This window comes from Virgibacillus flavescens, from assembly GCF_050574275.1.
Taxonomy (GTDB): Bacteria; Bacillota; Bacilli; order Bacillales; family Amphibacillaceae; genus Virgibacillus_F; species Virgibacillus_F flavescens.
The window spans coordinates 1,661,409-1,679,538 of the sequence record NZ_CP192260.1; the positions used below are offsets into that span (position 1 = coordinate 1,661,409).

Annotated in this window: 20 protein-coding genes; all 20 read left to right on the forward strand. The window is 37.5% G+C overall.

The genetic code is table 11. The features are described 5' to 3' along the window. The first annotated feature begins 521 nt into the window (after positions 1-521). The 20 genes from VBD025_RS07820 to asnB all read left to right on the forward strand — a co-directional run bounded on the left by VBD025_RS07820 (position 522) and on the right by asnB (position 18,033). Positions 522-1,664, forward strand: coding sequence for a DEAD/DEAH box helicase (locus VBD025_RS07820; RefSeq protein ID WP_430790947.1), 1,143 nt, complete (start codon positions 522-524; stop codon positions 1,662-1,664). 4 nt (positions 1,665-1,668) lie between these two features. Further along, complete coding sequence (locus VBD025_RS07825) at positions 1,669-2,352, forward strand: ComF family protein (protein WP_430790949.1); 684 nt, start codon at positions 1,669-1,671, stop codon at positions 2,350-2,352. A gap of 37 nt (positions 2,353-2,389) precedes the next feature. Next, a complete protein-coding gene (locus VBD025_RS07830) occupies positions 2,390-2,809 on the forward strand; it encodes a TIGR03826 family flagellar region protein (RefSeq protein WP_430790951.1) in 420 nt (139 codons plus the stop codon). 99 nt (positions 2,810-2,908) lie between these two features. Further along, positions 2,909-3,175, forward strand: coding sequence for a flagellar biosynthesis anti-sigma factor FlgM (flgM, locus tag VBD025_RS07835; RefSeq protein WP_430790953.1), 267 nt, complete (start codon positions 2,909-2,911; stop codon positions 3,173-3,175). A 15-nt stretch (positions 3,176-3,190) separates the two neighbouring features. Continuing rightward, entirely contained in the window at positions 3,191-3,679 is a 489-nt protein-coding gene (locus VBD025_RS07840) for a flagellar protein FlgN (RefSeq protein WP_430790955.1), read from the forward strand. Positions 3,680-3,795: 116 nt separating this feature from the next. Continuing rightward, positions 3,796-5,307: a flagellar hook-associated protein FlgK gene (flgK, locus tag VBD025_RS07845; RefSeq protein ID WP_430790957.1), complete on the forward strand. Its 1,512-nt coding sequence runs from the start codon at positions 3,796-3,798 to the stop codon at positions 5,305-5,307. Between the two features lie 10 nt (positions 5,308-5,317). Then, positions 5,318-6,202 (forward strand): flagellar hook-associated protein FlgL, encoded by an 885-nt coding sequence (gene flgL / locus VBD025_RS07850; protein WP_430790959.1) that lies wholly within the window; start codon positions 5,318-5,320, stop codon positions 6,200-6,202. A gap of 172 nt (positions 6,203-6,374) precedes the next feature. Then, positions 6,375-6,947: a DUF6470 family protein gene (locus tag VBD025_RS07855; protein ID WP_430790961.1), complete on the forward strand. Its 573-nt coding sequence runs from the start codon at positions 6,375-6,377 to the stop codon at positions 6,945-6,947. An 18-nt stretch (positions 6,948-6,965) separates the two neighbouring features. Beyond that, entirely contained in the window at positions 6,966-7,415 is a 450-nt protein-coding gene (gene fliW, locus VBD025_RS07860) for a flagellar assembly protein FliW (RefSeq protein WP_430790963.1), read from the forward strand. A gap of 2 nt (positions 7,416-7,417) precedes the next feature. Further along, positions 7,418-7,645, forward strand: a complete 228-nt coding sequence (gene csrA, locus VBD025_RS07865) for a carbon storage regulator CsrA (protein ID WP_430790965.1) — start codon at positions 7,418-7,420, stop codon at positions 7,643-7,645. Between the two features lie 64 nt (positions 7,646-7,709). Further along, entirely contained in the window at positions 7,710-8,075 is a 366-nt protein-coding gene (gene flaG, locus VBD025_RS07870) for a flagellar protein FlaG (protein ID WP_430790967.1), read from the forward strand. Positions 8,076-8,089: 14 nt separating this feature from the next. Further along, positions 8,090-9,562 carry a flagellar hook-associated protein 2 gene (locus VBD025_RS07875; RefSeq protein ID WP_430790969.1) on the forward strand — a complete coding sequence of 491 codons (1,473 nt, stop codon included), beginning with the start codon at positions 8,090-8,092 and terminating at the stop codon, positions 9,560-9,562. Between the two features lie 38 nt (positions 9,563-9,600). Then, positions 9,601-10,002: a flagellar export chaperone FliS gene (gene fliS / locus VBD025_RS07880; RefSeq protein WP_430790971.1), complete on the forward strand. Its 402-nt coding sequence runs from the start codon at positions 9,601-9,603 to the stop codon at positions 10,000-10,002. After that, positions 10,002-10,355: a flagellar protein FliT gene (locus VBD025_RS07885; RefSeq protein ID WP_430790973.1), complete on the forward strand. Its 354-nt coding sequence runs from the start codon at positions 10,002-10,004 to the stop codon at positions 10,353-10,355. The genes fliS and VBD025_RS07885 overlap by 1 nt, the downstream gene beginning before the upstream one ends. Before the next feature lie 179 nt (positions 10,356-10,534). Next, positions 10,535-11,086 (forward strand): ribosome hibernation-promoting factor, HPF/YfiA family, encoded by a 552-nt coding sequence (gene hpf, locus VBD025_RS07890; RefSeq protein WP_430790975.1) that lies wholly within the window; start codon positions 10,535-10,537, stop codon positions 11,084-11,086. 281 nt (positions 11,087-11,367) lie between these two features. Next, on the forward strand, positions 11,368-11,532 hold the full coding sequence (locus VBD025_RS07895) for a hypothetical protein (protein ID WP_430790976.1): 165 nt from the start codon (positions 11,368-11,370) through the stop codon (positions 11,530-11,532). Between the two features lie 330 nt (positions 11,533-11,862). Further along, positions 11,863-14,367 carry a preprotein translocase subunit SecA gene (secA, locus tag VBD025_RS07900; RefSeq protein WP_430790978.1) on the forward strand — a complete coding sequence of 835 codons (2,505 nt, stop codon included), beginning with the start codon at positions 11,863-11,865 and terminating at the stop codon, positions 14,365-14,367. 100 nt (positions 14,368-14,467) lie between these two features. Then, positions 14,468-15,572 (forward strand): peptide chain release factor 2 gene (gene prfB, locus VBD025_RS07905; protein WP_430790980.1). Its coding sequence is split into 2 segments (ribosomal slippage): positions 14,468-14,539 and positions 14,541-15,572, totalling 1,104 coding nucleotides; the frame shifts between segments, so codons are not numbered across the junction. A 26-nt stretch (positions 15,573-15,598) separates the two neighbouring features. After that, positions 15,599-15,961 carry a cytochrome c551 gene (gene cccB / locus VBD025_RS07910; protein WP_430790982.1) on the forward strand — a complete coding sequence of 121 codons (363 nt, stop codon included), beginning with the start codon at positions 15,599-15,601 and terminating at the stop codon, positions 15,959-15,961. A 167-nt stretch (positions 15,962-16,128) separates the two neighbouring features. Next, on the forward strand, positions 16,129-18,033 hold the full coding sequence (asnB, locus tag VBD025_RS07915) for an asparagine synthase (glutamine-hydrolyzing) (RefSeq protein ID WP_430790984.1): 1,905 nt from the start codon (positions 16,129-16,131) through the stop codon (positions 18,031-18,033). The last annotated feature ends 97 nt before the right edge of the window (positions 18,034-18,130 follow it).

Consider the following 18,130-nt stretch of genomic DNA (forward strand, 5'->3'; position numbering starts at 1 on the left):
GAGGAGTCTTCGTATATTCGAAGTTGCTAGGTGAAGGTGAAAAGATAGAGTTATTGTTATCTACCGCTTTTCAGCGAGAACGTAAAGCAACTGCTGAAAATCCCGCAGAAAGCAATGTCCTAAGTAAAACTTTACTAGTATGCTAGTGACTTATAAGAATAAAATTTATCGAGCATATTTTTGGTGATATTTTCCAGTTAATCAGGTAAACTATTAAAAATTACACAAATTGAATTGGAGTGTATAAGTTGAGCAATATTATTCAGCAATTTCCCCTCGAAACTCTTTCTCACGCAAATCGCTATGATGGCAAGCTTCTTTTACGGAGAGAAATCCTTTTGGATGAAAATTCATTTCAACAATTGTTAAAGGAAAAACAATTTACAGCAAATCCCTCTATTAGTAAAAAAATTGGTGTTACTCGGTGTGTTCGCTGCAATAATACGAAGCGTTCTTTGTTTGGTAAATTACCTTGCAACAGTTGTAATACCTTACACGTTTATTGCCGTAAATGCATTGAAATGGGAAGGGTTATAGAATGTGAAGCTCTTTTCAGCTGGTCCGGGACTAAATGGAAATGGCCAGCACACGAAAATGCCTGTTCCTGGAGCGGGGAGCTAACAGATCGTCAACAACTGGCTAGTGAACGTATTATCGCCTCCATAAATAAACAGGAAAAGGAGTTGCTCGTATGGGCAGTGTGCGGAGCTGGGAAAACGGAGATGCTATATAAAGGCATTGCTCAAGCGCTGGTGCTTGGTAAACGAATATGTCTAGCCACTCCTCGTGCAGACGTTGTGCGTGAACTCTTGCCACGCTTTCGTCAGGCATTTTCATCTATAGATATTCAGGGACTTTACGGTGGAAGTAAAGATAACGATGGTACTGCTCAGCTGATTCTTGCTACCACTCACCAGCTGCTTCGTTTCCAAGAAGCTTTTGATGTCATGATTATTGATGAAGTGGATGCTTTTCCTTTTCATGCTGATCCATCGCTCCCGTATGCTGCAGATAGAGCTAAAAAGACGGTTAGTACTACAATCTATCTGACAGCTACTCCACGAAATAATTACCAAAAAAGAATTTCAGGCAACAAACTCCCTCATATATTTGTTCCAGTAAGATTTCACGGAAAACCTTTACCTGTTCCAAGAATGAAAATGTGTTTTTTACTTCGTAAAAATCTACAGCAAAATAACCCTCCAGCATCTTTTTTCACTTGGTTGAAAAACAGAGATAATCCGCAAAGGCAACTACTGATTTTCGTTCCCACTATAAAGTTGGCAGCAAATATGAAGAAAAAACTTGCACAGACATTGGTTGAATCCAGCCATATTAATGCTGAGTGTGAACTGATCTCGGTTCATGCATCTGACTCAGATCGTGAAAAAAAAGTTATTCAGTTTCGTAATAAACAAACGAAGGTTCTGATTACAACTACTATTTTGGAGCGAGGAGTAACGTTTCCATCCGTTGATGTCGCTGTACTTGACGCGGGCCATACGGTGTTTGACGAAGCGGCTCTTGTTCAAATCGCAGGTCGTGCTGGCAGAAGCATTGACGACCCTGAAGGGGAAGTTGTATTTTTTCATGATGGTAAAACAAACGCAATGATTCAAGCGATAAAGTCAATTAAAGTAATGAATAAAAAAGGAGGATTCTAGCAAGATGGAATGCTTGTGGTGTGATGAAGAAATTATTTTAAACATGAATTGGAATAACTTTTTAGTTTTACCAGCCAGACAACCGGTGTGCACAGAATGTTTGAAGGGACTTGAGGTCATAAATGGCAACAGATGCAGGATATGCAGCCGACCATCTGTATTAGATCGTTGTACAGATTGCAAGCGTTGGCAAAAGGTAATACCGAGTGAATATGACATAATAAAAAATCATTCTATCTACACATACAATGACTTCATGCAGTCTATCCTGGCTAAGTGGAAATACAGAGGCGACTACTGCCTTGGTGGTATATTTAAAGATCAGACGCAAAAAAGCTTTAAAAATGTTTATGGAAACTTGGTTAAGGAAACTGTTACAGTGCCAATCCCATTGAGTGAAGAGAGGCAGAATGAGCGAGGTTTTAATCAGGCGGAAATGATTGCTGATTTTTTGCCGCTGGAAACTGCCGACGTCCTAAAACGAATTCATGGTGAAAAACAATCGAAAAAATCCCGTTTTGAACGAATTAATACCCAAAACCCATTTTTCCTGAGTGAAACAGTTAAAAAAACGGTAATTCTTGTCGATGATATATATACTACAGGCACTACTTTGCGACACGCAGCTGTTCTATTGCGAGAGGCAGGCTGCCCGGAAGTTTATACGTTTACATTAATCAGAAGTTAAAAGATAATGTTATACTATAGAAAATGAGGGGAATACAATGGGTGAACTAGCAAATTGTACTCGATGTGATGAATTGTTTATGAAAACACTAAGAGATGTATGTAAAAATTGTTTTGAAGAAGAGGAACGTGCATTTAAAACGGTAAGTACGTACTTACGTCAAAGAAAAAACAGACAAGCAACGTTAATCTTAGTCGAAGAAGAAACAGGTGTAAGCAGTAAATTAATTACAAAATTCATTAAAGAAAAAAGGCTGTTGACTTCGCAGTTTCCAAAGCTTGGATATCCTTGTGATACGTGTGATAACACAATTACAACTGGCAGAATCTGCTCAACTTGTTCAGATGCCATCTTAAGTGATTTGGATACTGAATCGGAAATAGAACAGCGAACAGAACGTTTAAGTAAAAAGGAAAATGAGAATACGCCTATTTTTTATTCATATAAAAAGGATTGATAAATTACTTTAACTTTGTTATCAAACAGCCGATATAAAATATAGGATAAAGCAGATAAATATATAAGGGAATAAATCAACAAAACAGAGGTGGAAAAAATGAAAATACAAGGGCCAAATCATACTAATTTCAATCCCTACAAAAACCAAATTCAAAAACAGGCCGATGTAAGCAAAGAAGTTAACCATAAGGATCAATTGCAAATTTCAAATCAAGCAAAGCAATTACAAGGAAGCGAAAAACCAAGCAGTGAGCGTGCAGCGTATGTTCAGGATCTAAAGCAGGCAGTTCAGTCCGGCGAATATAAAGTGAATCATGAAAAAACAGCAAGTAAGATGATTGCATTTTTGAATAATCAGCAATAAGAGGAGGACGAAACGTTGTCCCTGCACACAATTATACAGTCATTAGAAAAGTTAATAATGCTCCACGAAAGTCTGCTGTCTGTTTCTGAACTGAAAACAGCTGCAATTAAAGCGGGGAGCATGGAAGATCTGCAGGCGTTGCTTGTTAAAGAGCGAAAGCATGTTCAAGCATTGGAACAGGTTGAAACAAGCAGACAGCAAGTTGTTGACAACTGGTTTGAAATGAACAACCTGCCGTCTGAAAATAAAACAATCACCGCTATGCTCGAATTGCTTGAAGATAGAGCGCAGCAGCGGACACTTGAAAATGTAACTGTCAATTTAACAAATGCTGTAGCTGACTTAAAGAGTCAGGAGCAACTAAATCAAGCTCTGATTCAGCAATCCTTGCAATTTGTGGAGTTATCGTTAGATATGATGAATCCATCTATCAATAATTTAAATTACGGAAACAAAGTTGATAAAGAATCAGTGAAACGTTCCGTATTTGATTCGAAAGCATAAATTTTTTCTAAGCAGGTAAGAAAGTATAAATCCTTTTTTACTTCATAAATGCAACTGGGGCATCCGCCATTAAGGCTTGGCGATATGCCAAGTTTTCTAAAAGAGGAGCTAACGTTATGAGTACATTCCATGGACTAGAGATGGCAAAGCAAGCACTATTTGCCCAGCAATCAGCGCTTTACACAACAGGTCATAATATTTCAAATGCTAATACGGAAGGATATTCCAGGCAGCGTGTTAATTTTGAAACGACATCACCTTTTCCGACAGCGTCTCGAAACAGACCTGAAATACCGGGTCAGATGGGAACCGGGGTGGAAGCTGGATCCGTACAGCGAGTTCGTGATAAGTTTTTAGATTACCAGTTTCGTACGGAAAATAGTAAAGCTGGTTATTGGAATTCTAAAGCAGATTCTATAGCTCGTATGGAAAGCATGATGAATGAACCATCTGAAAATGGTCTGTCTAAAACGATGGATCAATTCTGGCAATCACTTCAGGACCTGTCTGTAAACCCGAAGAACTCGGGTGCTAGATCTGTTGTTGCGCAAAGAGGGCTTGCTGTTGCAGAAACATTTAATTATTTATCCAGTTCATTAAGCTCTACCCGCACCGACTTGAAGAACCAAATAGATGTAACCGTAAAAGATGCGAATTCAATTTTATCGCAAGTTAACGAGTTAAATAAACAAATTCAGCAAATTGAACCACATGGCTATTTGGCTAATGACTTATACGATGAACGTGATCGTCTAGTTGATGAACTATCAGGAATTGTTAACATTAAGGTTTCGTACACGAAAAGTGGTGAAAGTTCACCAGCAATTGCCGACGGTCTTGCGACAATTGAATTAGTGGATGACAAGGGTAAAGGACTTGGCTTGACTTTAGTTGATGGAAAATCCGGCGAGATCAATGAAGTTACTGTTGACTATTCAGGAGCAGCCGAAGACGCGGTAACCTCTATATCTATTGGGGATACTCAGGTGCAACCAGAAGTATTTACATCCAATGGATCCTTAAAAGGATTTATTGAATCTTACGGGTACGAAGATGCAGATAGTTCTATAAAGGGAACTTATACGGATATGATCGATAGTTTGGATGAAATGGCATATGAGTTTGCTAAAGAATTTAATGCTGTTCATGCAAATGGACAAGATTTAAGTGGTAATCAAGGCGGAGCATTCTTCGAAGGTACAGCTTCAGAGGCTGGTTCAGCTGCTTCCATTTCAGTAAATTCAGCTATTATTGATAACCCAGATTTAATTGCGGCTAGTGCAAACGGGGATATGGGAAATGGTGAAAACGCTAACGCTTTAGCTGATGTATTTAATAAAGCTTTACCTGAACTGGGTGAAAACACATCTGTTAAAACGTATTACGAGTCACTAATTGGTGGTTTGGGTGTCAACGCACAGGAAGCAAACAGAATGGCAGGAAACACGAATATTCTTAAATCGCAGGTTGAGAACCAGCGGATGTCGGTTAGTTCTGTTTCATTAGATGAAGAGATGACGAACATGATTAAGTACCAGCATGCATATAATGCAGCGGCGCGAAGTCTTACTTCGGTTGATGAATTACTGGATCGTATCATAAATAACATGGGAATTGTAGGAAGGTAGGCGAAAACGTATGCGAATTACTCAAGGAATGTTATCCAACAATATGCTTAGAAACCTATCCAACAGCTATTCCAGCCTAGGTACGTATATGGATCAATTAGCAACAGGAAAGAAAATCAACAAGCCATCTGATGATCCGGTAATTGCAATGAAAGGCATGAATTATCGTTCGCAGGTTATCGAAGTGGAACAATTTAAACGTAACACCAACGAAGTACATAACTGGATGGATAACTCAGACGCTGCATTGGATAAGGCAACACAGGCATTACAAAAAATGCGCGAACTTGCTGTGCAGGCGAGTAATGATACCTATGGAAGTGAAGAACGCGATAACATTAAGGAAGAAGTGGAACAGTTAAAAGAACACCTTATCGATATTGCAAATACCAATGTAAATGGTAAATTTATTTTTAACGGAACTAAAACGGAGTCAATGCCGGTACAAACCGATCCTGCAACAGATGAGTTAGTATTTGATCAAAGCGGGAGTCCTGTGTTAATTGAAGTATCAACTAACACAAAGCTGAAAGCAAACGTGTCTGGTTCAGAAGTTTTTAACGCGGATTTATTTGGAAAAATCGATGAGTTTATTACTGCTCTTGATTCGAATAATCAAGACGGAGTAGATGATAGTATTGAAACACTTGACGAAGGAATAAATAATGTAATTAACTCCCGAGCAGATTTAGGAGCACGGATGAATCGACTTGATTTAATTGAAAATCGATTAAGCTCACAGGAAATTAATGCAAAACGAATGATGTCCAATAATGAAGACATTGACTATGAGAAAGTTATTACAAAATTAACCGCTCAGGAGAGCGTCCACCGAGCAGCGCTATCTGCAGGTTCACGTATTATTCAGCCAACTCTATTGGATTTCCTGCGTTAAGTTAAACATACAGCCCTGACCACTTTATGATACTGGTGGGACAGGGCTTTCCTAATATGTTTGGAAAGTATATAAGCTTAGAGCAAGTGCTGGTATAAGTGCAACTAGGGCTTTCGCTATTAAAGCTTGGCGATCAGCCAAGTTTTCTAATATTTGAAAGGAGAGATGCTTCATGCAACTACCCCAAATTAGAATGCAGTCACAAATGGCTGCAATTAGTATTCAACAAGTTAGTGGCCAGCAAAAAATTCAGCAGCCTGAAGCATCTTTGTCTATTCAACAACCAAAGGCAGAAATGACAATGAAAACCACACCTTCCAAACTGCAAATAGATCAAACAAGGGCATGGGAGGATATGAATATTCTGCATGTATTTAAATCGATTGAAAAATTTGCAAATGAAGGAATGCAGGGAGCGAAAGAAGGAACTGCCAGACGTGTTCAGCAGGGTGATTCATTGATGAGGATTGAAAATAAAGGAAATCCCATTCCAGGTCAAGCCGTACAAAATGCCTTTGACCAAATGAAACAGATTGGAATTAAATTTATTCCCTCCATGTCTGCAGTTAAGATAAACTATCAGCCTTCTGATGTCACTATTAATGTGAAGGCAAATAAACCAATTATCGAAGCCCAAGCGAATCGACCAGATATTCAGTACTCTCCTGGTGAAGTCAATATTGGAATAAAGAACTATCAAAGCTTGGAAATTGACTTCGAAAATCTATTTCAAAAATCGGTCTAAAGGGATGGTAATACACTAATGAACATTCAAACAAAGTATGTAGGGCAAGTGGAAGTAAATGAGGAAGAAATAATTAATTTTATGAACGGGCTGCCAGGTTTTAGTGAGGAAACACGATTTACAATACTAGATTTACCTGGAAATGCAGTGTTTCAAATCTTACAATCTACAAACACACCGAGTCTTGCATTTGTAATTACAAATCCATATCACTTCTATCGTGAATATACATTTGAAATTGATACGAATACAAAAGAAAGTCTGGTAATAGAAAGCGAAAAAGATATTGCCGTATTTTCGATCGTTACATTACAGGATCCATTCGAGGACAGCACCATGAATTTAAAAGCGCCAATTATCATTAATCCGACGAGTAAAAGAGGAAAACAATTCATCTTGAATCAGGAAGATTATTCGACAAAAATGGCCATTGCACCAATAAATTCCTCAGCAGTGAGGGGTGAATAATTATGTTAGTACTCACGAGGAAACTCAACGAATCTATCCAAATTGGTGAAGATATTGAAATAAAAGTATTGGGCATCGATGGTGACCAAATTAAGCTCGGTATTTCTGCACCAAAGTCAGTCGAAATCCATAGAAAAGAAATATACATAGAAATTCAAGAACAAAATAATGCTGCCGCAAATCTTTCAACAGAATTGTTGGGGCTACTGGGTAATAAAGATAATAAATAATAATTAAACAATAAGATAAATGATGCCGATATAAAGTTAAACAGTAAGAGGAGTTGCATGGGCAATGAGACTTGAAAAAGTAGCGACTGGTTCACATCCCTTGCAAAGTGAAACACACATCAAACCTAAGTCATCTGCAGCAGAAGGAACCATGGAAAAAGAAGTACAAAGTAAGAATATCGTACTTCACGATCAGGAAGTAATTAATCGTGAAGATATCGAAACGGTCATTTCCAATTTAAATGAATTTATTGAACCACTTCAGACGAATTTGAAGTTTGAGTTTCATGATAAGTTGAATGAATACTATGTCACCGTTATCAATCCAATCACGGAAGAAGTAATCAGAGAAATCCCTTCTAGAAAAATGTTAGATATGTACGCAGCAATGGCAGAAGTTATGGGGCTTTTCGTAGATGAAAAGATTTAAAGGAGTGAAATAGAATGCGAATTGGCGGATTAGCAACAGGAATGGATATTGACCAGCTGGTCGGAAAGTTAATGAAGGCAGAGCGAATGCCATTAGACCGTATGGAACAAGACAAAACAACGTTGACGTGGAAGCGTGATGCTTTCCGCGATGTTAACAAGCAGCTGCAGGAACTGGATGACATGATGCTAAGTATGAAAACTGACGCTACGTTTAATGCAAAATCGGTAACTTCAACCCAGGAAGATGCTATTACAGCAACTGGTACAGCTATTTCTTCAGATGGAGTATATAATATTGAAGTTACGAAGCTTGCAACGTCAGCCATTAATGTCAGTCAGTCAGAATTGGCAGTTGACCCAGACGAAACATTGAGTACTCAAGGAGTTGCTACAGGATCATTTAAATTTACAACCTATGATGATGCTGGAGATCCGGTTGAACATACGTTTAATGTAGATGCGGACGATACACTTAATGATGTATTAACACGGATTACAGAAGCGGATAATAATGTACGGGCATTTTATGATTCTCAGACAAATAAAGTAGCCCTGGAAACGACTCGTACAGGTGACTTCAATCCTAATGGTGCAGAAGTTGAGTTTAATGCTACTAATAATTCATTTTTCACAAATACATTAAACCTTGGTAGTGCAAATGAAAAGGGTGGATCTGACGCTCAATTTACTTATAATGGCGCCTTAACTATTAGTTCTCATGAAAACAATTACACATTAAATGGTATTAATTTCGAGTTTAAAAATGTTACAAACGGAGCTGCTAGTTTAACTGTTGATAACAATGTAGAAGCAACGTTTGATACAATCATGAAATTCGTAGACAAATATAATCAGGTTGTTGAATCGCTAAATGAAACGCAAAACGAAGAGAAGTATCGTGAATATAAACCTCTCACAGATAAACAGCGAGAAGGATTATCCGAGGATGAAGCTAAACTGTGGGATGAAAAAGCTAAAAGCGGTATTCTCAGCAACGAATCTATCATTACAGACGGAATGTTTTCAATGCGGCGCAGCTGGTACTCGAACGTTGAGACAGGTGGAGAATTTACTTCTTTAACTCAGATTGGAATAACCACTTCAAGTAATTACAGGGATGGCGGAAAGCTAATTGTTAATGAATCAGATTTGAGAGAAGCTTTAACTGCGAACCCTGATGGTGTGCAAAAGTTATTCTCTAATAGTGATGAAGGTGCAAGCCGAGGAATCATAAATCGACTGGAAGATTCGCTTGAGTCTACTATGGAACGCATCGAATCAAGGGCTGGCGGTGGAACTGATACTCTAGAAAATTATACACTTGGAAAGCGTATGAAAGATCTGAACGAAGAAATTTCAGATTTCGAGGATCGATTGGTAAGAGTTGAGAACCGTTACTGGGGTGAGTTCACCGCTATGGAAAAAGCAATACAGCGAATGAACCAGCAATCAGCTCAGCTTATGTCCCAATTCGGTGGAGCATAAACAAGGGGAAAGTTTTAGATCTATAAGGGAGTGGAAGCATGGCTTTGAATAAGCACTATCAAACATATCAGGACAACGCGGTGAATACTGCCTCTGGCGGAGAACTTACTATGATGTTATATAATGGCTGCATCAAATTTATTAAACAGGCAAAGAAAAATTTAAATGATAAAGAATTTGAGGCAAAGAATACTAATATCCAAAAGGCACAAAACATCATTCAGGAGTTAATGTTAACATTGGACCCGAAAGTGGAGTTAACTAATCAAATGTTGCCATTATATGAATATATGGTACACCAATTAAAAGAAGGCAATATTAAAAATGATGTTGCGCCACTTGATGAAGCATTGTCCTTTGCTGTTGAATTTAGGGATACATGGAAAGAAGTAATGCTAAAGACCCGGCAGAATCAGTATGCTCAAGGCGCTAAAGTCTGATGGGTAGGTTGGAGTTATTAGTTGAAATTACCACCGAGCTGGAGTTAGTTCTAAATTCTTCTGTCGATTCTAAAAATCGAGAACCTATTATTGAGCAAATTAATAGCTTAATTGAGAGACGCGGCAGCTTACTGGACGAAGTCAAACCACCCTTTACAGAAGAAGAAAAAGTATTGGGTAAGAAACTAGTAGTTATGAATGAAACAATACAGATAAAAATGAACAAAGTTTTAAGTTCATTAAAGGTAGAGATGAAACAACTGAAAACCCAAAAAAAATCTAATTTAAACTATGTAAATCCATACAAAGATGTAAGATCAATGGATGGAATGTATGTGGATAGTAAGAAGTAAGTAAACTCCCAATAATTACCGGGAGTTTTTTTGTATGGCCGAAAGTCTTTCGCTATATGGACTTGAGCGATTATCGACAAAATTCTACAACTTTTTACATAAAATTATTTAGTTTAGGCAGGAATTGGACAGGGTATTGTAGAATATGTACTACATAAGGATGAAAGGAGGACACTTTTATGAAATATAACATTCGTGGTGAGAACTTGGAGGTCACAAGCTCCATACGTGATTACGTTCAAAAGAAAATAAGTAAGTTAGAACGGTATTTTGATACACCTCCAGCTTCTGATGTACATGTAAATCTAAGTGTCTATAATGATGAGCAGAGAATTGAAGTAACCATTCCAATGACGAATCTATTGCTTCGTGCAGAGGAACAGCATATTGATTTATACGCTGCCATCGACCTTGTGGTGGATAAGCTGGAAAGACAAATTCGAAAATATAAAACAAAAGTAAATCGCAGGTCTCGTCAAAACGGTGCAGCAAAACATATTTTTGCTGAACTTGAAAAGGAACAATATAATGAAGAGGCTGAGTCAGATGAAATTGAAATTGTAAAAACAAAAAGATTTAATTTAAAGCCAATGGATTCAGAAGAAGCTGTATTGCAAATGGACATGTTAGGTCACGCTTTCTATGTGTTTACTAATGCATTGTCAGGTGATACAAATGTAGTTTATCGTCGTAAAGACGGAAGATATGGAATTATTGAGCCAAACAGTTAAATTAATAAATAATAGCAGAACGGTCCCGAATATCATATTCGGGGCCGTTTTTTTTAGTTGGTCCAGCATATTTGTCGAATATTGTAGATAGGTTTGCCAAATTCGAAATTTGGAATGAAAAATTTCTTCTTTTTTGATTGATAATCTTAGTTTATGTACAAATTGAACAATTTTGAGTCGAGAATCCTGTCGAATGCATACCCAAAAATGGAAAATGGAGATTGGTCAATTATTCATGTGACGTGATATAAATAAGTATGCAAAAAAAAGAGGTGATGCTTGTGGATGATCAGTCTACTATTTCTTATAATTCTTTAGTAACTAAAGTACAGCAACAAGAAGAAACTATAACACAATTACTTATAATTATAGCTGCCACAAATCGTAAGTTATCTGAACTTATTGAAGCGCAGAATCAACTGAAACATTCACTAACACATTCATAATTATTCCTCGAGTAAGAAACCTCTTTTTTCCTGCGATAACCCCATACTACTTCACTAAGCAAAGCCACCCATCCTCGGGTGGCTTTGCTGTCTGTAGGTTGGAACTTTTCTTATTGGCATAGCTACGGCTCCTAGAAGCTGCCGTCATAAGTAATGAACACTTCGAACGCGAATACCATGCGTTCTTCGGTTCCTTACTTATGCGTCTGCTTCTGACCAGTCGCCTTCGCTTTTCGTAGTAGTTGTCATACTTGTTTATTAAATGTTATTATTGGTAGTGGACAATAGTTTTAGATAAATGATTTTGAACTATATTGAGGAGCGTTTATTATGCCTAGTGTATTAACGAAAATTTTTGGTGATGGTAACCAAAAACAACTGAATCGTTTGCAAAAGACTGTAGATAAAATTGAAGCGTTAGAATCAGAGTACGAAAAATTAGCAGATAATGATTTTCATAAAAAAACAGAAGAATTTAAAGAACGTTACAGAAATGGTGAAAAGTTAGGTGATATGCTACCTGAGGCTTTTGCGGTAGTTCGCGAAGCTTCTAAAAGGGTACTGAAAATGCGCCCTTTTTCTGTTCAGTTAATGGGGGCAATTGCACTGCATGAAGGTAATATTGCAGAGATGAAAACGGGTGAAGGTAAAACACTTGCATCCACTATGCCTGCTTACTTAAATGCAATAACTGAAAAAGGCGTACACATTATAACGGTTAACGAATATTTAGCTGATCGTGATGCTAAGGAAATGGGTGAACTCTATCAGTTCCTTGGTCTTACTGTTGGTTTAAATGGTAACGGATTAACAAAAGAAGAAAAACGTGATGCATATTATTGCGATATTACGTATGGTACGAATAATGAATTTGGTTTTGATTATTTACGTGATAATATGGTTCTTTATAAAGAGCAAATGGTCCAGCGTCCGTTAAACTACGCGATAATTGATGAGGTTGACTCCATCTTAATTGATGAAGCCAGAACCCCGTTGATTATATCAGGAAGTGCTCAGAAATCTGCATCGCTTTATTTGCAGGCAAATAGTTTTGTAACCACATTAAAAAATGAAGATGATTACACGTATGATGTGAAAACAAAGGGAGTTCAACTTACTGAAGAGGGTATTAACAAAGCTGAAAGTTATTTTGCTATCGACAATTTATTTGAATTGAATAATGTAGCTTTAACGCATCATATTAACCAGGCGTTAAAGGCAAGAGCTTCGATGCACCGTGATACAGATTACGTTATAGAAGAAGGCGAAGTAGTAATCGTTGATCAATTTACAGGACGGTTAATGAAAGGTCGACGCTATAGTGATGGTTTGCATCAGGCAATTGAAGCAAAAGAAGGATTACAGATTCAAAATGAGAGTATGACATTAGCATCTATTACCTTCCAGAACTTCTTCAGAATGTACCAGAAATTATCAGGTATGACAGGTACAGCTAAAACGGAGGAAGAGGAATTCCGTAATATCTATGCAATGGACGTAATTGCAATACCAACTAATCAGCCAATCGTACGTGATGACAAAGCTGACATGGTATACAAGTCAATGGAGGGCAAGTTCCGTGCGGTTGTCGAAAATATAAAAGAACGCTATGAAAATGGGCAACCTGTCTTAGTGGGTACCGTTGCTGTGGAAACTTCAGAAGTTATTTCACAACTTTTAAAAAAGGCTGGAGTAAAACATAATGTACTAAATGCGAAAAATCATTACCGCGAGGCAGATATTATTGAAAACGCTGGTCAGGCAGGATCTGTTACAATTGCTACGAATATGGCTGGACGTGGTACAGATATCAAGCTTGGTGATGGAGTGGTTGAACGCGGTGGATTAGCAGTAATAGGTACTGAACGTCATGAATCAAGACGAATTGATAATCAGTTACGTGGACGTGCAGGTCGTCAAGGTGATCCGGGTATGTCACAGTTCTTCCTTTCCATGGAAGATGAATTGATGCGTCGTTTCGGTTCTGATAACCTGCGTTCCATGATGGATCGCCTTGGAATGGATGACACGCAGCCAATTGAGAGTAAAATGGTTTCCAGAGCAGTAGAATCAGCTCAAAAACGAGTAGAAGGAAATAACTTTGATGCTCGTAAAACAGTGTTATCTTATGATGATGTTTTACGTCAACAGCGTGAAATTATATACAAACAGCGGTTTGATGTAATTGACTCAGAAAACCTGCGTAACATTATTGAAGAAATGATCAAATCTACCGTTGAACGTATAGTAAAATCACACATGTATGAAGACGCGGAAGATCAGGAGCTTTCTTCTATTATTGATTACGTTCATGGGAATTTATTAGAAAAAACGGAGATAGCTGTTTCTGACATTGATGGAAAAGATAATGACGAAATCGTTGATACTATTCTTGAAAAAGTAAAAGTAAAATACGATCAAAAAGAAGAAGAATTAACTTCAGAACAAATGAGAGAGTTTGAAAAAGTAATTCTGCTTCGTACTGTCGATTCCAAATGGATGAGTCATATTGATCAAATGGATCAGTTAAGACAAGGTATTCACTTACGTGCATACGGACAAAATGATCCATTACAGGAATACCAGGCAGAAGGATTTGCGATGTTTGAACAAATGGTTATTACCATTGAAGAAGAAGTCGCTAAATATGTAATGAAAGCACAGATTAGAGAAAACCTTCAGCGTCAGGAAGTTGCGAAGAATACACAAGCAGTTTCTGGTGATGAAAGTAAGAAAAAAGCAAAAAAACCATACGTTAGAAAAGAAAACATTGGCAGAAATGACCCGTGTCCTTGTGGCAGTGGTAAAAAATATAAAAATTGTCACGGTAAATAAACGAAAACACTCCCATAACTTGGGAGTGTTTTCCTAAAGGGACAGAGGGACAAAAGAACCGTCCCTCTGTCCCTCAAAAAATAAAGTTGAGGTGGATATTTTGGAACTAGCTGAAATAAGAAATGAATTAGATAAAATGAATACCCGAATTGAAGACTTTAGGGGGTCTCTTTGACTTAGATGCTAAAAAGACCCGAATTGCTCAATTAGAAAATGATATGACTGAAAGTGATTTTTGGGATGATCCACAGGCAGCACAAAAAGTGATTAATGAAACAAATGGGATCAAAGAATACGTTACTAGCTTTGAAGCTATAGAAGAACGTTGGGGAAATCTGGAGGTTAGTTATGAGCTGGTAAAAGAAGAACAGGATAAGGAACTGTTTCAGGATCTGGAAACAGAGCTTATATCCTTACGAAAAGAGATAAATCGTTTCGAACTTCAGATGCTTTTAAGTGAACCATATGATGCAAACAACGCTTTACTCGAACTTCACCCAGGTGCAGGTGGAACAGAATCTCAGGATTGGGCAAGTATGCTGTTGCGTATGTACCAACGCTGGGCAGAATCTAAAAACTTTAAAGTGGAAACGCTGGATTATTTACCTGGTGATGAAGCGGGAGTTAAAAGTGTTACTTTAAATATTATAGGTCACAATGCTTACGGGTATTTAAAAGCAGAAAAAGGGGTACATCGACTTGTACGAATTTCTCCATTTGATTCTTCTGGCCGCCGACATACGTCGTTTGCTTCTTGTGATGTCATGCCTGAATTTGACGATGATGTAGAAATTGATATTAAAACAGAGGATATAAAAGTTGATACGTACCGGGCAAGCGGAGCTGGCGGTCAGCACGTCAATACAACGGACTCAGCAATTCGAATAACACATGTACCGACTAATGTTATTGTTACCTGTCAATCTGAACGATCGCAAATTAAAAATCGCGCTACTGCGATGAAGATGCTTAAATCAAAACTTTACCAATTAGAGCTTGAAAAACAACAACAAGAACTCGATGAGATTCGAGGAGAACAAAAAGAAATTGGCTGGGGAAGCCAAATTCGGTCCTATGTTTTTCATCCTTATTCAATGGTGAAGGATCACCGTACTAGTTTAGACGTAGGTAATGTCCAGGGTGTGATGGATGGAGATATAAATCCATTTATTGACGCATATCTCCGCTCTCAAATGAACAATTAATTTATATCGGATGAGGAGTTTCATACATGAATAAGTGGTTAGGGATTGTATTATTGATTACTGGCGTTTTGCTTGGAGCTTGCAGCAGCGATGAAAACTCAAGTAATAATCAGGAAACTGATAATAAAGAAGAAGTAAACGATGAAGCAGCGAAAAGCGAAACGACTAACGCCAGCGAAGCTGAAAAGGTATTCCAAAATAATTGTGCGTATTGTCATGGTTCGGATTTATCTGGTGGCGCTGGCCCGGATTTAACGAAAGTTGGATCGAGATATACGAAAGAAGAGATAGCGGAAATTATAAAAAATGGAAAAAAAGCAATGCCAGAAGATCTGGTTAAAGGAAAGAATGTAGAACTACTAGCTTCCTGGCTAGCACAGAAAAAATAAGGACGGAACACTTCGTCAGATTGAATTTTTGCAAAATTGACATGAAATAGTGAATGCTGATAATATTAGTTGATACTCATATTTATTTACTCTATTGAACTATGAAAATAGAAAAGAATATGGGTTTCATAACTGCTTGCAGTTAATAACTTTTGAGGTGAATAAAAATGTGTGGAATTGTAGGATTTGCAGGAACTAAATTTGAAATAGATAAAACCAAAACCATTCACGATATGATGGATACGATTGTGCATCGTGGTCCTGACAGTGAAGGTGTACATATAGATGATGATGTTACACTTGGCTTTAAGCGACTTAAGATAATTGATCTGTCAGAGGACGGCAGTCAGCCGATGTATAATGAAAATGGAAGCATTGTTCTTATTTTTAATGGCGAAATATATAACTATTTAGATTTAATGGAAGACTTGATTGAAAAAGGTCATATTTTTAACAGCAGAACAGACAGTGAAGTAATTATTCACGGCTATGAAGAGTATGGACTGGATATTTTGCAGAAGGTCAGAGGAATGTTCGCATTCTCAATCTGGGATAAAAATGAGGATGTCATGTTTATTGCACGTGATTTTTTTGGAATTAAGCCTTTGTACTATACACAAAACACGGAAGATCAGTCATTAATTTTTGGATCCGAGATAAAATCATTCTTGAAAAACCCTTTGTTTAAAAAGGAATTTAATAATGAAGCATTAAAGCCGTATCTTACTTTTCAGTATCCCGTTTTGGATGAAACCTTTTTTAAAGGTGTTTTCAAACTTAAGGCCGGTCACTATATGCTTTATAAAAATGGTGAGATGGAAATTAAACCTTACTGGGATCCTGAATTTGAAGCAGAAGAGAACAACTTAGAGCATTATGTGGAAGAGATTAAGAAGACAATGCAGGAATCAGTTGCATACCATAAAATCAGTGATGTTAAGGTTGGTTCCTTTTTATCAGGAGGAGTAGACTCTAGTTACATTACGGCTTTGCTTCAGCCTAACAAAACATTCTCTGTTGGGTTCAAGGATCATGAGGGAATCTTTAATGAGACAAATTTAGCAGAAGGTTTATCTGATATTCTTGATATTGAGAATCATAAAAAGATGGTTACAGGTGACGAGTTCTTTAATGCTATTCCAACAATCCAGCAGCATATGGATGAACCGCATTCAAATCTTTCTTCAATTCCATTGTATTTTCTTGCAGAACTGGCAAGTAAGCACGTTACCGTAGTTTTATCAGGCGAAGGCGCTGATGAATTGTTTGGAGGTTACGCGTGGTATGACAAAACCGCGTCCATGCAAAAGTATGAAAAAATACCATTTTCAATTCGCAGGATACTTTCAAATTCAAGTAAAGCGTTGCCTCAAAACAGAATTACCAACTTTTTACGAAAAGGCGGCCAGAGAGTCGAAGAAAAGTTTATCGGCCAAGCGAAAGTTTTTGAGGAAGATGATGCAAAAAACATACTTCAGGACGCTTACAAAAATGCACCTTCAGCACAACAGATTACAGAGGATACGTATAGGAATGTAAAAGGAAAAGACGATGTTACGAAGATGCAGTACTTAGATATCAAGCATTGGCTGCCAGGCGACATTTTATTAAAAGCTGACAAAATGAGTTCTGCTCATTCAATCGAACTTCGAGTACCGTTCTTAGATAAAGAAGTTATGAAAACTGCAGGAAAAATTCCGACTAATCTTAGAGTGAATCCAGTAGATACGAAATATGCATTACGTGAAGCGGCAAAAGAAGTGCTGCCAGAAGAATGGGCGAATCGTCCAAAAGTTGGGTTCCCGGTACCAATTCGTCACTGGTTACGTGAGGAAAAATACTATAATCTGGTGAAAGAGGTCTTTGAATCGGATATAGCTGGTCAATTTTTTCATCAGAAAGAAATCCTTCAGTACCTCGACGAGCACTATACAAAGAAGGCAAATCGCCAACGGTATATTTGGACGATTTATGTCTTTCTAGTCTGGTATCAAAAGTATTTTGTTGAAACAGAAATGGATTTGGATTTAATTAAAAATGAAAATGATGTAAAAGAAAAAGTGATGGTCTGACAATAAAGTCCAGCTGCGGAAATGCAATACAGATAATAGATAGATTTTCTGTTTTCCTTTAATATGACCATTCTTAAAATAAGGTTTTCGTCATAAA

Bases quoted from the DNA above. Each gene is read 5' to 3' on its own strand.
- flgK (WP_430790957.1), top strand. From the start codon at position 3,796: ATGAGTACATTCCATGGACTAGAGATGGCAAAGCAAGCACTATTTGCC.
- cccB (WP_430790982.1), top strand. From the start codon at position 15,599: ATGAATAAGTGGTTAGGGATTGTATTATTGATTACTGGCGTTTTGCTT.
- VBD025_RS07830 (WP_430790951.1), top strand. From the start codon at position 2,390: ATGGGTGAACTAGCAAATTGTACTCGATGTGATGAATTGTTTATGAAA.
- VBD025_RS07825 (WP_430790949.1), top strand. From the start codon at position 1,669: ATGGAATGCTTGTGGTGTGATGAAGAAATTATTTTAAACATGAATTGG.
- VBD025_RS07875 (WP_430790969.1), top strand. From the start codon at position 8,090: ATGCGAATTGGCGGATTAGCAACAGGAATGGATATTGACCAGCTGGTC.
- asnB (WP_430790984.1), top strand. From the start codon at position 16,129: ATGTGTGGAATTGTAGGATTTGCAGGAACTAAATTTGAAATAGATAAA.
- VBD025_RS07855 (WP_430790961.1), top strand. From the start codon at position 6,375: ATGCAACTACCCCAAATTAGAATGCAGTCACAAATGGCTGCAATTAGT.
- secA (WP_430790978.1), top strand. From the start codon at position 11,863: ATGCCTAGTGTATTAACGAAAATTTTTGGTGATGGTAACCAAAAACAA.
- flgL (WP_430790959.1), top strand. From the start codon at position 5,318: ATGCGAATTACTCAAGGAATGTTATCCAACAATATGCTTAGAAACCTA.
- fliS (WP_430790971.1), top strand. From the start codon at position 9,601: ATGGCTTTGAATAAGCACTATCAAACATATCAGGACAACGCGGTGAAT.
- VBD025_RS07820 (WP_430790947.1), top strand. From the start codon at position 522: ATGGGAAGGGTTATAGAATGTGAAGCTCTTTTCAGCTGGTCCGGGACT.
- csrA (WP_430790965.1), top strand. From the start codon at position 7,418: ATGTTAGTACTCACGAGGAAACTCAACGAATCTATCCAAATTGGTGAA.
- flaG (WP_430790967.1), top strand. From the start codon at position 7,710: ATGAGACTTGAAAAAGTAGCGACTGGTTCACATCCCTTGCAAAGTGAA.
- flgM (WP_430790953.1), top strand. From the start codon at position 2,909: ATGAAAATACAAGGGCCAAATCATACTAATTTCAATCCCTACAAAAAC.
- fliW (WP_430790963.1), top strand. From the start codon at position 6,966: ATGAACATTCAAACAAAGTATGTAGGGCAAGTGGAAGTAAATGAGGAA.
- hpf (WP_430790975.1), top strand. From the start codon at position 10,535: ATGAAATATAACATTCGTGGTGAGAACTTGGAGGTCACAAGCTCCATA.
- VBD025_RS07885 (WP_430790973.1), top strand. From the start codon at position 10,002: ATGGGTAGGTTGGAGTTATTAGTTGAAATTACCACCGAGCTGGAGTTA.